This window comes from Streptomyces sp. NPDC047853, from assembly GCF_043204535.1.
Lineage (GTDB): Bacteria > Actinomycetota > Actinomycetes > Streptomycetales > Streptomycetaceae > Streptomyces.
In genome coordinates this window covers 233804-247207 of record NZ_JBIDCI010000006.1, presented here as the reverse complement: position 1 = coordinate 247207, position 13404 = coordinate 233804, and the positions used below count along the sequence as shown (strand labels likewise).

12 protein-coding genes and 1 tRNA gene are annotated in these 13404 nt (G+C 73.0%); 6 read left to right on the top strand and 7 right to left on the bottom strand.

Features of this window, described 5'->3' with window-relative positions; all coding sequences use genetic code 11:
* The first annotated feature begins 18 nt into the window (after positions 1 to 18).
* On the top strand, positions 19 to 618 hold the full coding sequence (locus ACGF5T_RS14690; protein WP_356603921.1) for an SUKH-4 family immunity protein: 600 nt from the start codon (positions 19 to 21) through the stop codon (positions 616 to 618).
* Here the strand turns inward: ACGF5T_RS14690 and ACGF5T_RS14685 are convergent.
* Positions 590 to 661: transfer RNA gene (locus ACGF5T_RS14685), tRNA-Cys, on the bottom strand. The genes ACGF5T_RS14690 and ACGF5T_RS14685 overlap by 29 nt on opposite strands.
* Before the next feature lie 218 nt (positions 662 to 879).
* On the opposite strand from ACGF5T_RS14685, the gene ACGF5T_RS14680 reads away from it, so the two are divergent.
* The 4 genes from ACGF5T_RS14680 to ACGF5T_RS14665 all read left to right on the top strand — a co-directional run bounded on the left by ACGF5T_RS14680 (position 880) and on the right by ACGF5T_RS14665 (position 6374).
* Positions 880 to 2331, top strand: a complete 1452-nt coding sequence (locus ACGF5T_RS14680; protein WP_361011131.1) for an MFS transporter — start codon at positions 880 to 882, stop codon at positions 2329 to 2331.
* A 153-nt stretch (positions 2332 to 2484) separates the two neighbouring features.
* The gene (locus tag ACGF5T_RS14675) at positions 2485 to 4281 is read left to right on the top strand and encodes a DEAD/DEAH box helicase (RefSeq protein WP_356603917.1); all 1797 of its coding nucleotides are present in this window, start codon (positions 2485 to 2487) and stop codon (positions 4279 to 4281) included.
* A 313-nt stretch (positions 4282 to 4594) separates the two neighbouring features.
* Positions 4595 to 5254 carry a helix-turn-helix domain-containing protein gene (locus ACGF5T_RS14670; RefSeq protein WP_356603915.1) on the top strand — a complete coding sequence of 220 codons (660 nt, stop codon included), beginning with the start codon at positions 4595 to 4597 and terminating at the stop codon, positions 5252 to 5254.
* 340 nt (positions 5255 to 5594) lie between these two features.
* The gene (locus ACGF5T_RS14665) at positions 5595 to 6374 is read left to right on the top strand and encodes a S16 family serine protease (protein ID WP_356603913.1); all 780 of its coding nucleotides are present in this window, start codon (positions 5595 to 5597) and stop codon (positions 6372 to 6374) included.
* 14 nt (positions 6375 to 6388) lie between these two features.
* Here ACGF5T_RS14665 and ACGF5T_RS14660 read toward each other — a convergent pair whose 3' ends face one another.
* The 5 genes from ACGF5T_RS14660 to ACGF5T_RS14640 are packed head-to-tail and all read right to left on the bottom strand — an operon-like array spanning position 6389 to position 10642.
* On the bottom strand, positions 6389 to 7393 hold the full coding sequence (locus tag ACGF5T_RS14660; RefSeq protein ID WP_392887984.1) for a glycine betaine ABC transporter substrate-binding protein: 1005 nt from the start codon (positions 7391 to 7393) through the stop codon (positions 6389 to 6391).
* Entirely contained in the window at positions 7390 to 8244 is an 855-nt protein-coding gene (locus ACGF5T_RS14655) for an ABC transporter permease (RefSeq protein WP_392887981.1), read from the bottom strand. Before ACGF5T_RS14655 ends, ACGF5T_RS14660 begins: the two co-directional genes overlap by 4 nt.
* Positions 8241 to 9491, bottom strand: a complete 1251-nt coding sequence (locus ACGF5T_RS14650; RefSeq protein WP_366768667.1) for a betaine/proline/choline family ABC transporter ATP-binding protein — start codon at positions 9489 to 9491, stop codon at positions 8241 to 8243. Before ACGF5T_RS14650 ends, ACGF5T_RS14655 begins: the two co-directional genes overlap by 4 nt.
* On the bottom strand, positions 9484 to 10131 hold the full coding sequence (locus ACGF5T_RS14645; protein ID WP_356603909.1) for an ABC transporter permease: 648 nt from the start codon (positions 10129 to 10131) through the stop codon (positions 9484 to 9486). The genes ACGF5T_RS14650 and ACGF5T_RS14645 overlap by 8 nt, the downstream gene beginning before the upstream one ends.
* Positions 10132 to 10159: 28 nt before the next feature.
* Positions 10160 to 10642 carry an Lrp/AsnC family transcriptional regulator gene (locus tag ACGF5T_RS14640; protein ID WP_356603907.1) on the bottom strand — a complete coding sequence of 161 codons (483 nt, stop codon included), beginning with the start codon at positions 10640 to 10642 and terminating at the stop codon, positions 10160 to 10162.
* Positions 10643 to 10767: 125 nt separating this feature from the next.
* On the opposite strand from ACGF5T_RS14640, the gene hppD reads away from it, so the two are divergent.
* Entirely contained in the window at positions 10768 to 11913 is a 1146-nt protein-coding gene (hppD, locus tag ACGF5T_RS14635) for a 4-hydroxyphenylpyruvate dioxygenase (RefSeq protein ID WP_356603905.1), read from the top strand.
* 14 nt (positions 11914 to 11927) lie between these two features.
* On the opposite strand, the gene ACGF5T_RS14630 is transcribed toward hppD, so the two are convergent.
* Entirely contained in the window at positions 11928 to 13325 is a 1398-nt protein-coding gene (locus ACGF5T_RS14630; RefSeq protein ID WP_356603903.1) for a tetratricopeptide repeat protein, read from the bottom strand.
* Positions 13326 to 13404 lie beyond the last annotated feature (79 nt).

The window sequence follows — 13404 nt, the reverse complement described above, 5'->3', positions numbered from 1 at the left end:
GCACACTCGGGGGAGACGATGCACGGGGTCACGACGCAGGACACGACGGCGCGGGCGAGGCGGACGGCGCGGGCGCTGCCGTGCGCGACCTCGGAGCGCTCGGAGCGCGGTACGCCGCTGCTGTGGACGTCGGCGGCGGTGATCGGCTGCCTGGTGCTGTCGGCGGGCCGTCGTCCGGCGTCGGGCCTGGCCCTGGACCTGCCGTACCGGCTGCTGGTCCGTGAGTTCGGCCGGGGCCGCGTGGCCCGCTTCGAGGACATCGACTTCCCGCCGGCCCTCACCCACGAGCCCACCCGCCGCTTCCTGCGCGAGACGGGACTGCCGGAGGACGCGTTCCCGCTCGCGACGGACGACGACGGGATGGCGCTGCCGACCCTGGCGGAGCACTACGGGCCCGCCGTCCCGACCGGGGCGGCCGGCCACCTCGTCCGACTGGGCCGCCTGCCCGACGGCAGCGACGTGGTCGTGGACGGACCCACGGGCACCGTCCTGACCTGGCACCCGTGCACCGCGAGCCTGCGCCCCCTCACCCCGGACGTCTCGACCCTCGTCTTCACCCTGTGGCTGCTGCGCCGCGCAGCCGCACCGGAGGCCGTGGCGGGATTCGAACCCACGTAACTCGCTTTGCAGGCGAGCCCCTGAACCACTCGGGCACACGGCCGTGTTCCGGGTGCGGTGCGGACCCGCGCCGAACCCGGTGATCCGACCGTAGAGCGGCGCGGGGGAGCGGCTCAAGGCGTCCGGGGCCGCCGCAACGCGACTGCCACACGCCGTTCACGTACGGCCCGGCAGGGCGGGCGGGTCGTACGACCGGGGTCCCGGTCCGGTACCGACTTCCGACAGGGGTCAAAGTGGCCTGCGGCCCTTACTCTGGCGTCCATGACCGTCCCTGAGCCCCGCGACGCCGACGTCGCGGTCACCACCGTGCCCGCCGCCCACGCCACGCCGCCCGGCGAGACCGTGCTGAGCCGCGCCTACCGGGCGCTGAGCATCGGCATCGTCTCCGTCGTCGTGCTCATCGCCTTCGAGGCGACGGCGGTCGGTACGGCGATGCCGGTGGCGGCGCGGGAGCTGGACGGGGTGTCGCTCTACGCGTTCGCGTTCTCGGGGTACTTCACGACGAGCCTGTTCGGGATGGTGCTCTCCGGCCAGTGGTCCGACCGGCGGGGCCCGCTGGCGCCGCTGACCTGCGGGATCGCGGCCTTCGCGGTCGGGCTGGTGCTCTCCGGGACGGCCGGGGCGATGTGGCTGTTCATCCTGGGGCGGGCGGTGCAGGGCCTCGGCGGCGGGCTGGTGATCGTCGCGCTCTACGTCGTCGTCGGGCGGGCCTACCCCGAGCGGCTGCGGCCCGCGATCATGGCGGCCTTCGCGGCGGGCTGGGTCGTCCCGTCGATCGTGGGCCCGCTCGCCTCCGGAGCGGTGACCGAGCACCTGGGGTGGCGCTGGGTGTTCGTCGGCATCCCGGTGCTGGTGGTGTTCCCGCTGGCCCTCGCGCTGCCGCAGATACGCAGCCGGGCGTCCGGCGCGGTGGGCGGGGCGGACGCGCCGGGCTCCTTCGACCGCCGCCGCATCCGGCTCGCCCTGGCCATCTCGCTGGGCGCCGGCCTGCTCCAGTACGCCGCCCAGGACCTGCGCTGGTCCGCGCTGCTGCCCGGCGCGGTGGGGGTGGCGCTGCTCGTCCCGGCCGTGCTCGGTCTGCTGCCCCGCGGCACCTACCGGGCGGTGCGCGGCCTGCCCTCCGTCGTCCTGCTGCGCGGTGTCGCCGCGGGCGCCTTCATCGCCGCCGAGTCCTTCGTCCCGCTGATGCTGGTCACCCAGCGGGGGCTCAGCCCCACGATGGCCGGCTTCTCGCTGGCCGCGGGCGGGGCCACCTGGGCCCTGGGCTCGTGGGTCCAGTCCCGGACACGTCTCGAGGCGTACCGCGAGCGCCTGATGGCCCTCGGCATGCTGCTGGTGGCCGCGGCCATCGCCACGGCGCCGAGCGTGCTGATCGACGCCGTACCCGCCTGGACGGTGGCCGTCGCCTGGGGCTTCGGCTGCCTCGGCATGGGCCTGGTGATCTCCTCCACCAGCGTCCTCCTGCTCAAGCTCTCCGCCCCCGAGGAGGCGGGCAGCAACTCCGCCGCCCTCCAGATCTCCGACGGCCTCTCCAACGTCGTCCTGCTGTCGGTCGGGGGAGCCGCCTTCGCGGCCCTCGGCGGCGGCACGGTCAGCCACGCGGCCACCGAGGCGACCGGCTCCCACCCGGCCGCGTTCGCGGTGGTGTTCCTGCCGATGGCGGGCGTGGCGCTGGTGGGGGCGTGGGTGGCCACGCGGGTGCGGACGAAGTGAGCGCGCGGCGATCGGGGTGGCCGGCGGGACGGTTGTGACGTGCGTCCCACCCGGGGGTGACCCGCCCCCGTGCGCGCGTCGATCGCATCGGGGCGCCGGTAGGGTGGCCCGGTTGTCATACGTGGCCGAGCCGTTCTACCCCCTTCGGAGACCGTGACTACCACCGCCAGCTCCAGCACCTCGCACCACCTCTCCCCGGCCTTCCCCGGCCGCGCCCCCTGGGGCACCGCCAGCAAGCTGCGGGCCTGGCAGGAAGGGGCGATGGAGAAGTACCTCCAGGAGCAGCCCCGGGACTTCCTCGCGGTCGCCACCCCCGGCGCCGGCAAGACCACCTTCGCCCTGACGCTCGCGTCCTGGCTGCTGCACCACCACGTCGTGCAGCAGGTCACCGTCGTCGCGCCCACCGAGCACCTCAAGAAGCAGTGGGCGGAGGCCGCGGCCCGGATAGGGATCAAGCTCGACCCCGAGTACAGCGCGGGCCCGCTCAGCCGCGAGTACCACGGCATCGCGATCACCTACGCCGGCGTCGGCGTGCGCCCCATGCTGCACCGCAACCGCGTCGAGCAGCGCAAGACCCTCGTGATCCTCGACGAGATCCACCACGCCGGTGACTCCAAGTCCTGGGGCGAGGCCTGCCTGGAGGCGTTCGAGCCGGCCACCCGGCGGCTCGCCCTGACCGGTACGCCGTTCCGCTCGGACACCAACCCGATCCCCTTCGTCACGTACGAGGAGGGCAACGACGGCATCCGGCGCTCCGCCGCCGACTACACCTACGGGTACGGCTCCGCGCTCGCCGACGGCGTCGTGCGTCCCGTCATCTTCATGAGCTACAGCGGCCAGATGCGCTGGCGGACGAAGGCGGGCGACGAGATCGCCGCCCGGCTCGGCGAACCCATGACCAAGGACGCCGTCAGCCAGGCCTGGCGCACCGCCCTCGACCCGCGCGGCGAGTGGATGCCCGCCGTGCTGCGCGCCGCCGACCAGCGGCTGACCGAGGTCAGGAAGGCCATCCCGGACGCCGGCGCCCTCGTCATCGCCGCCGACCAGGACTCCGCCCGCGCCTACGCCAAGCTGATCCGCGAGATCACCGGCGACAAGGCCACCGTCGTGCTCTCCGACGACACCGGCGCCTCCAAGAACATCGACGCGTTCAGCGGGAGCACCGACCGGTGGATGGTCGCCGTCCGCATGGTGTCCGAGGGCGTCGACGTCCCCCGCCTCGCGGTCGGTGTCTACGCCACCACCATCTCCACCCCCCTCTTCTTCGCCCAGGCCGTCGGCCGTTTCGTACGGTCCAGGCGGCGCGGCGAGACGGCCTCCGTCTTCCTGCCGACCGTGCCCGACCTGCTCTCCTTCGCCAACGAGATGGAGCGCGAGCGCGACCACGTCCTCGACAAGCCCAAGAAGGAGGGCGAGGAGGACCCGTACGCCGAGTCCGAGAAGGAGATGGACGAGGCCAACCGGGAGCAGGACGAGGACACCGGTGAACAGGAGCAGTTCTCCTTCGAGGCGCTGGAGTCCGAGGCCGTCTTCGACCGGGTGATGTACAACGGCGCCGAGTTCGGCATGCAGGCCCACCCGGGCAGCGAGGAGGAGCAGGACTACCTCGGCATCCCGGGGCTGTTGGAGCCCGACCAGGTGCAGTTGCTGCTCCAGAAGCGGCAGGCACGGCAGATCGCGCACAGCCGCAAGAAGCCCGACGACGAGGCCGATCTGCTCGAACTGCCCGCCGAGCGGCGCCCGGTCGTCTCCCACAAGGAGCTGATGGAACTGCGCAAGCAGCTCAACACCATGGTCGGCGCCTACGTCCACCAGAGCGGCAAGCCGCACGGCGTGATCCACACCGAGCTGCGCCGGGTCTGCGGCGGCCCGCCCAGCGCCGAGGCCACCGGGGGACAGCTGCGCCAGCGCATCGCCAAGGTGCAGGAGTGGGCCACGCGCATGAAGTGACGCCCGGGCGACACGACGCGGCTCGGGCGGTGATCACCGTGCGCCGTACGTATCGGGACAAACACAGGTAGTCCCCACGGGCCACCGCCCGGATTCTGGACGGAGCCTTCCGCTGAGCGAACCTGGTCGCTACTGTCCCGCTACGCACACGCCCCGTGGCAGCGCCGCCGCGGAGCGCAGCCGTGAAGCGACTGGGCCCGGGCAACGCCGGGCCGTCTGCCGATCGGCGGCCTCTGAAGCGCGTCACTGACGGGACTCGGTGACGCATACCCGCGAGGAGGGCCGCCGACCTCACCACGAAGGAGTGGGCGTCGTGACCGCGGAGACCTCTCAGACGCTCGACCGGGGACTGCGGGTCCTCAAACTGCTGGCCGACACGGACCACGGGCTGACCGTCACCGAGCTATCCCACAAACTGGGCGTGAACCGGACCGTCGTGTACCGGCTGCTCGCCACGCTGGAACAGCATGCGCTCGTCCGCCGTGACCTGGGTGGACGCGCCCGGGTCGGACTCGGCGTGCTGGGACTCGGCCGCCAGGTGCACCCGCTGGTGCGCGAGGCGGCCATGCCGGCGCTGCGCTCGCTCGCCGAGGACATCGGGGCCACGGCCCATCTCACGCTGGTGGACGGGGCGGAGGCACTGGCCGTGGCCGTCGTCGAACCGACCTGGACCGACTACCACGTCGCCTACCGGGCCGGGTTCCGGCATCCGCTGGAGCGGGGAGCCGCCGGGAAGGCGATCCTGTCCGCCCGGCAGCAGGCGCAGCCCGCCGGCGAGGCGGTGGACGGGCCCGGCTACACCCTGACCCACGGGGAGCTGGAGACCGGCGCCTGCGGAGCCGCCGCGCCGCTGCTCGGGGTCACGGGCGTCGAGGGCAGCGTCGGTGTGGTGATGCTGGCCGAGGTGGTGCCGGAGCGGGTCGGGACGCGGGTGATGGACGCGGCCCGGGAGGTGGCGGAGGCGCTCCGCTAGGCGGGACCGCGCGGGCGGCGGTGCCCGGGGCCGCGCCGGCTCCCGCGCGCGCCGGGACGGCGGCACCTTCGCCCCCGCACGGGGCGCGGCGGCACCTTCGCCCCCGCACGGGGCGCGGCGGCACCTTGCCCGTGCACCCCGGGCGGCGGCACCTGTGCCCGCGTACGGGGCGGCGACACCTCCGTCCCGCACGGCGCGGCGGCACCTTGCCCGCGCACCGGGGCGGCGGCAACTTCGCCTGCACACGGGGGGGCGGCGGCCCCTTGCCCGCGCGCCGGGACGGCCCCCGCTCCCTTGCCCGCGCGCCGGGGCGGCGGCGGCCTCACGTTAGATTGACCCCGTGCTCTCTCGTCTCACGCGCCCCCAGGTCCTCGCCGTCTGCGCGCTGCCCGTCGTGGCGCTGCTGGCCACCGCCGTGTTCGCGCCGCTGCCGTTCTCCGTGGCGCAGCCCGGGCTGACGGCGGACGTGCTCGGGAGGAACCAGGGCGCCCCGGTGATCACCATCGAGGGCGCGCCGACGCACCGGACGACCGGGCAGCTGCGGATGACGACGATCGAGGCGACCGGACCGGACGCCGGCGTCCACCTCGGTGACGTCCTCGGCAGCTGGTTCGACACCGACCGGGCCGTGATGCCGCGCGACGCCGTGTACCCGAACGGGGACGGCGTCGAGGAGATCGAGGAGTACAACGAGGAGCAGATGAAGGAGTCCCAGGACGCGGCGACCGCGGCCGCGCTGGGCTACCTGGACCTCGACGGGACGGACGTGGACGTCCGGCTGCGGCTGGAGGACGTCGGCGGCCCCAGCGCCGGCCTGCTCTTCTCCCTCGGCATCATCGACAAGCTGGGCGCCGGCGACCTCACCGGGGGCCGGGTCGTCGCCGGCACCGGCACCATCACCCCCGCCGGCCGGGTCGGCGCCGTGGGCGGGGTGCCGCTGAAGACGCAGGCCGCGCGGCGGGACGGCGCGACCGTCTTCCTGGTGCCGAAGGCGGAGTGCTCGGACGCGCGGGCCGAGCTGCCCGAGGGGCTGCGGCTGATCCCGGTCACCACCCTGAAGGGCGCGGTCGACTCGTTGCAGGCGCTGGAGACGGGCAAGGGCGAGGTCCCCGCCTGCTGAGGCGGCGGCCCGGCTCAGTCCTCCGTCACGAACCCCTTCTCGACCATCCAGTCCAGGGCGACCTGGTGCGGGTCCTCCCCGTCGACGTCGACCTTCGCGTTCAGCGTCCGCGCCACGTCGTTGTCCAGGGCCTTGGTGACCGGGTCGAGGACGGTGGCGATCGCCGGCCACTTCTTCAGGACGTCGGTGCGGACCATGGGCGCCGCGTTGTAGTTCGGGAAGAAGTGCCTGTCGTCCGCCATCACCACCAGGTTCATCGACTTGATGCGCCCGTCGGTGGTGTACACCTCGCCGTAGGTGCAGGCGCCGTCGGCCGTCTGCGTGTAGATGATCCCGGTGTCCATGTCCGTGATGTTCCTGGCCGGGATGTTCATCCCGTACGCCTTCTCCATGCCCGGCAGCCCGTCCGCCCGGTTGGCGAACTCGACCTCCACGCAGAGCGTCACCGCCGCCGGGTCGGTACGCGCCAGCTCCGCCACGTCGGACAGCGTCTTCGTGCCGTACTTCCTGTAGTTCGCCCGGTTCATCGCCAGCGCGTACGTGTTGTTCAGCCGGGCCGGCGCCAGCCAGGTCAGCCCCTTCCCGGCGTCCTCCTTGCGCACCGCCTCCCACTGCTCGTGCGGGTCGGTGATCGGCTCGCCGTGTCCGAGGTACGTGATCCAGGCGGTGCCCGTGTACTCGTACGTGGCGTCGGCGTCCCCGTTCTCGACCGCCGCCCGGGTGCCGACGGAGCCCTGGATGCCGGTGCGGTCCAGCACCTCCGCGCCGGCCGCCTGGAAGGCGATGCCCATGATCGCGCCGAGGACGAGCTGTTCGGTGAACTGCTTGGACACCACCGTCAGGTCGGCGCCCTCCAGCGGCCGGCCCTTCCCGATCGTGCCGGGCCCGACGTCGTCGACCATCGGGGAGCCGCTGGTCAGCCCGCACCCGGAGGCCGCCACCAGGAGCGCCGCCGTCACCAGCCACGTACGGCGTCTCCCGCTTCCGTGTCGGGTTCCGTTCCGGGGGCGCGTGTTCATGTCCTCACCTCCAGACCGCGGGGCCGCAGCAGCAGTTCGGCGAGCGAGGCCAGCCAGTCCACCAGCAGCGCGAGGGCCACGGTGAGGATCGAGCCGAGCACCAGCACCGGCATCCGCTGGCTGGTGATCCCGGTGGTGATCAGCACGCCCAGTCCGCCGCCCCCGCCGAAGACGGCCAGCGTCGCCGTGCCGACGTTGAGGACGAGGGCCGTGCGCACGCCGGCCAGGATCAGCGGGACGGCCAGCGGCAGCTCCACCCGGGTGAGCACGCCCAGCGGGGACATGCCGATGCCGCGGGCCGCCTCCAGCAGCGTCGGGTCGTTCGCCTTGAGGCCGGCGATGGTGTTGGAGAGCACCGGCAGGACGGCGTAGATGATGATGCCGATCAGGGCGGCCCGGCGGCCGATGCCCAGCCAGATCACCAGCAGCGCCAGCAGGCCGATCGCCGGGGTCGCCTGGCCCATGTTGGCGAACGCCATCGCCACCGGCGTGGCCCTGCGGAACATGCGGCGGGTGAGCAGGATGCCCAGCGGGATCGCGATGATCAGCACGAAGAAGGTGGAGATCACGGTCAGTTGGACGTGCTGCCACAGGGCCTTGGTGACCTGGCCGTCCGCCAGCGCGTTCTCGCTCAGCGCGTCCAGGTCGGCCTGCCGGAACCACAGCCAGGTCGCCAGCAGCACGGCGACCAGCAGCGTCGGCAGGAAGGTCAGCTTCCGCCAGCCGATCCGCCGCCCCGCCGTCGACGGGGACGGCGGACGCGGCTCCTGCCCGGCGTCGTCCTCGTCGCGCAGGTCGTCGGAGGAGCCGGACGGAGGGCGGGACGAGGAACCGGAGGATGAGGTGCTCACGCCGTGGTCCCCTCCCCTCCGAAGCCCTCCTGCTCGGCATGGGTCTGCTCGGAGCGCGTGTCCTGGAGGTCGTGCTGGTGCTCCAGCGCGTCCAGCCGGTCGGCCTCCAGCAGCTCGTGCACGGAGTTCATCAGCGTCTCCATGTCGACGACGCCCTCGTACTCGCCGCGCCGCCCGGTGACCGCGACCCGCCCCGCGTTGTCGGTGAGCACCGCCTCCAGCGCGTCCCGCAGCGTCGCGTCCGCCGTCACGGTGTCGGTGACCAGCGCCCCGGCCCGCGCCAGCGACCCCTTGGCCCGCATCAGGTCGCCGCGCCGCAGCCACTTGTAGGGCCGGCCGCGCCGGTCGAGGAGCAGGATCTCGTTGGTCCCGGCCGCCCGCAGCGCTTCGAAGATGTGCTGGAGCGGGTCCTCCACGGTCACCGTCGGGTAGTCGGTGATCCCCACGTCCCGCACCCGGGACAGGTTCAGCCGCTTCAGCGCCGCGCCGGCGCCCACGAAGCCGGAGACGAAGTCGTCCGCCGGGTTGGTGAGGATGGCCTCCGGGGTGTCGAACTGGGCGATGTGGGAGCGCTCGCGCAGCACCGCGATCCGGTCGCCCAGCTTGATCGCCTCGTCGAAGTCGTGGGTGACGAAGACGATCGTCTTGTGCAGCTCGTGCTGGAGCCGGATCAGCTCGTCCTGGAGGTGGTCCCGGGTGATCGGGTCCACCGCGCCGAACGGCTCGTCCATCAGCAGCACCGGCGGGTCGGCCGCCAGCGCCCGCGCCACGCCCACCCGCTGCTGCTGACCGCCGGACAGCTGGCGCGGATAGCGGCCGTGGAACTCCCCGGCGTCCAGTCCGACCAGGTCGAGCATCTCCTCCACCCGGTCCCGGATGCGCCCCTTCGACCAGCCGATCATCTTCGGGACCAGCGCGATGTTCTGGGCGACGGTCATGTGCGGGAAGAGGCCGGAGGACTGGATCGCGTAGCCGACCTTGCGGCGCAGCTTCACCGGGTCGATGTCGGTGACGTCCTCGCCGTCGATGCGGATGCGTCCGCCGCTCGGCTCGATCAGCCGGTTGATCATCTTCAGGGTGGTGGACTTCCCGCAGCCCGAGGGGCCGACGAAGATGACGGTCTCGCCCGCCCTGATCTCCATCGACACGTTCTCGACGGCCGGCTGCGGGTTGCCGGGGTAGCGCTTGGTCAGGCAGTCCAGCTCGATGGTCGCCCCGGTGGTGGCACGGTGACCGTTGTCAGACACGGATCCCCCTGGGGATGGTCAGCCGCCCGAGCAGGACGTACGCGGCGTCGAACAGAAGCGCCAGGATGATGATCCCGAGCGTGCCCGCGAGCACCTGGTTCAGGGCGTTCTTGCTGCCCAGCGACGCGATCCCGCGGAAGATCTCGTTGCCGAGGCCCGGGCCCGAGGCGTAGGCGGCGATGGCGGCGATGCCCATCAGCATCTGCGTGGAGACCCGGATGCCGGTGAGGATCGGCGGCCAGGCCAGCGGGAGCTCCACCCTCAGCAGCCGCGCCGGGCGGGACATCCCGATGCCCGTGGCCGCGTCCACCAGCGCCGGGTCCACCCCGCGCAGGCCGACGATCGCGTTGCGCACGATCGGCAGCAAGCCGTACAGGGTCAGCGCCGTCACCGTCGGCGGCACGCCCAGGCCCACGATCGGGATGAGCAGACCGATCATGGCCAGCGACGGGATGGTCAGGATGGTCGACGTGGTCAGGGTCGCCAGGTTCCCCGCCCACTCGCTGCGATAGGTGACGACGCCGATCAGGACCCCCAGCAGGGTCGCCACGACCATGCACTGGAAGACCGCGCTGGCGTGCTGGTAGGCGTCGGTGAGCAGCTGCTGGTGGCGGCTGCCCACGAACTCCCAGAAGTTCACGTCCGCTCACCTCCGGGGTCGTCCGGTCCTAGGCCTCGCCGCCCCGGTCGCGGGCGGCCTGCTCCACCAGCGGGATGATCCGCAGCGGGACCGGGTTCTCCATGACGATCGCCGTGGCGGCCCGGACGATGCCATCAAAACCGACAACCCGGTCGATCACCCGCTGGAGATCGGCGTTCGAGCGGGCCACCAGCCGGCACAGCATGTCCCCGGTGCCGGTCGTGGTGTGCAGCTCCAGCACCTCCGGCACGGTCGCCAAGTGCGCCCGCACGTCCGCCCCTTGGCCCTGCCGGATCTCCAGCGTCGCGAAGGCGGTCACCGGGTAGCCGAGCGCCGCCGGGTCCACCTCCGGACCGAAACCGCGGATGACTCCGTTCGACTGAAGCCGGTCCAGGCGCGCCTGGGCGGTCCCGCGGGCCACGCCGAGGCGCCGGGACATCTCCAGCACCCCGATCCGCGGCTCCCGGGCCAGCAGCCCGATGATCCGCCCGTCCAGTGGATCGATCCCCATCCCCGCGCCCTCCCGGCTGGTCATCCTGTACAGATCGCCCGCACTGGACCCCGTATCCCTGGTCAGCTTGTCCAGTGAAAACGCAAACTATTGCGCACCTTGCAGACGCGGGAGACCCTGCGGCTATGACGCAGACCACACACCACACTCCCGACACCGCCCGGCAGGCCGACCCCTTCCCGGTCAAGGGAATGGACGCGGTCGTCTTCGCCGTGGGCAACGCCAAGCAGGCGGCGCACTACTACTCCACCGCCTTCGGCATGAAGCTGGTCGCGTACTCCGGACCGGAGAACGGCAGCCGCGAGACCGCGAGCTACGTCCTGGAGAACGGCTCCGCCCGCTTCGTGCTCACCTCGGTGATCAAGCCGTCCACCGACTGGGGCCGCTTCCTCGCCCAGCACGTGGCCGAGCACGGCGACGGCGTCGTCGACCTCGCCATCGAGGTCCCCGACGCGCGCGCCGCCCACGCCTACGCCGTCGAGCACGGAGCCCGTTCGATCGCCGAGCCGTACGAGGTCAAGGACGAGCACGGCACCGTCGTCCTCGCCGCCATCGCCACCTACGGCGAGACCCGCCACACCCTGGTGGAGCGCACCGGCTACGACGGCCCGTACCTGCCCGGCTTCGCCGCCGCCGAGCCGATGGTCCAGCCGCCCGCCCAGCGCACCTTCCAGGCCGTCGACCACTGCGTCGGCAACGTGGAACTCGGCCGCATGAACGAGTGGGTCGGCTTCTACAACAAGGTCATGGGCTTCACGAACATGAAGGAGTTCGTGGGCGACGACATCGCCACCGAGTACAGCGCGCTGATGTCGAAGGTCGTCGCCGACGGCACCCTCAAGGTCAAGTTCCCGATCAACGAGCCCGCCGTCGCCAAGAAGAAGTCCCAGATCGACGAGTACCTGGAGTTCTACGGCGGCGCCGGCGTCCAGCACATCGCGCTGAACACCAACGACATCGTGCAGACCGTGCGCACGATGAAGGCGGCCGGCGTCCAGTTCCTCGACACCCCCGACTCGTACTACGACACCCTCGGCGAGTGGGCGGGCGAGACCCGGGTGCCCGTGGACACCCTGCGCGAGCTGAAGATCCTCGTCGACCGCGACGAGGACGGCTACCTGCTGCAGATCTTCACCAAGCCGGTCCAGGACCGCCCGACCGTCTTCTTCGAGCTGATCGAACGGCACGGCTCCATGGGCTTCGGCAAGGGCAACTTCAAGGCCCTCTTCGAGGCGATCGAGCGCGAGCAGGCCAAGCGCGGCAACCTCTGACGACCCCGCAGGGCTCAGCCGGGCGGGTCCTCCACGGAGGGCTCGCCCAGCTCCGCCAGCGCCCGCTCGGCCTCCGGCGCCCCGAGCGGCGAGAAGTACGGGTTGATCGTCAGCGCCTCCCGAAGGTGCCGCCGCGCGGGCCCGTACCGTCCCAGCGCCCGCTCGATCACCCCCCGGTGGAACGCGTACGAGGCGCTGCGCACCCCGCCCCCCTGCTCGCCGTCGGTCGCGATCGTCGCGAACTCCAGCGCCTCCTCGTCCTCACCGGCCCGGTGCAGCGCCCAGCCCAGCGCGTCGGCCACCGCGGTCCCGGGCTGCCGCCCCCACTCCTCCCGCAGCCGCCGCACCGCCGCCTCCGGATCACCGTGGTCCGCCTCGAACCGCCCCAGCACCAGCTCCTCGTCGGCCCCGGCCGCCCCCGCCTCCCGCACCCGCGCCCGCAGCAGGTCGTACTGCACCCGCGCGGCCTGGTCGAGCCCCAGCGACTCGTACAGCTCGCCCAGCTCCAGGGCGTACTCCGGGCTCGGCCGCTTGGCCAGCGCCGCCTGGTACGCCGACAGCGCGTCGGTCGTCCGGCCCAGCGCGGCCAGCGCCCGCCCCTGCCCGGCCTGCGCCGCCCGCTGGTCGGGGTCGATGCGCCGCGCCTCCTGGAAGAACCGCAGCGCCTCCTCCCGGTCCCCGCGCTCGAACGCCAGCCGCCCCGCCTGCTCCAGGTACGCCGCCCGCTCGGCCGGTGCCTCGGCGGCCGCCGCCGCGTCCGAGATCCGCGCCGCCGCGTCCTCCCGCCAGCCCCGGTCCCGGTAGACGGCCGCGGCCCGCGCCCCCACGGCCGGCGTCCCCGGACGCAGCTTCATCACCTTGTCCAGAGCCCGGCCCACGCCCTCGTGGTCGCCGAGCCCGGTGTACGCGTCGATCAGCACCGCGTGCGCCGTCCACCGCTTCGGCGCCGCCTTCACCGCGTCCTCGCCCCACTTCTTCGCCGCGGGGAAGTCCCGCCGCGCCACCGCCAGCGCCGCCAGCCCCTCCAGGGCCTGCGGATTGCGCTCCGCCCCCACCTGAAGCGAGGTGCGCAGCGCCTTCTCGGCCTTCGGCCAGTTCGCGGCGTCGGCCGTCCGGCGCCCCTGCTCGACGTACGCCGTCCCCAGGACCGCCCACGACACCCCGTCCAGCGGATGCGCCCGCAGGTGCCTCTCCCGGTCGCCGATCAGCACCGCCAGGTCCGGCAGCGCGGCCGGCACGCCCGTGGTCACCGCCCCGCGCGCCAGGGCGGCCGGCCCCGGCGCGGGCGGAGCGTCCTCACCCCCGCCCCACGGAAGCAGCACCAGGACCCCGCCGAGCACGACGGCCCCGGCGACGGAGGCGGTCAGCGCCCGGCGCCCGCGGCGGGCAGGCCACCCGCGTGTGATCTCCATGCCGCTCACTGTGCGTCAGTACGACGAGCACACCCGGGCTTGCTCCGCCTGCCGTCCACGGGGTTCACACCGATGGCCC

Bases quoted from the DNA above. Each gene is read 5' to 3' on its own strand.
- ACGF5T_RS14660 (WP_392887984.1), bottom strand. From the start codon at position 7,393: ATGAACACGCGCCCCCGGAACGGAACCCGACACGGAAGCGGGAGACGC.
- ACGF5T_RS14630 (WP_356603903.1), bottom strand. From the start codon at position 13,325: ATGGAGATCACACGCGGGTGGCCTGCCCGCCGCGGGCGCCGGGCGCTG.
- ACGF5T_RS14680 (WP_361011131.1), top strand. From the start codon at position 880: ATGACCGTCCCTGAGCCCCGCGACGCCGACGTCGCGGTCACCACCGTG.
- ACGF5T_RS14690 (WP_356603921.1), top strand. From the start codon at position 19: ATGCACGGGGTCACGACGCAGGACACGACGGCGCGGGCGAGGCGGACG.
- ACGF5T_RS14640 (WP_356603907.1), bottom strand. From the start codon at position 10,642: ATGGGGATCGATCCACTGGACGGGCGGATCATCGGGCTGCTGGCCCGG.
- hppD (WP_356603905.1), top strand. From the start codon at position 10,768: ATGACGCAGACCACACACCACACTCCCGACACCGCCCGGCAGGCCGAC.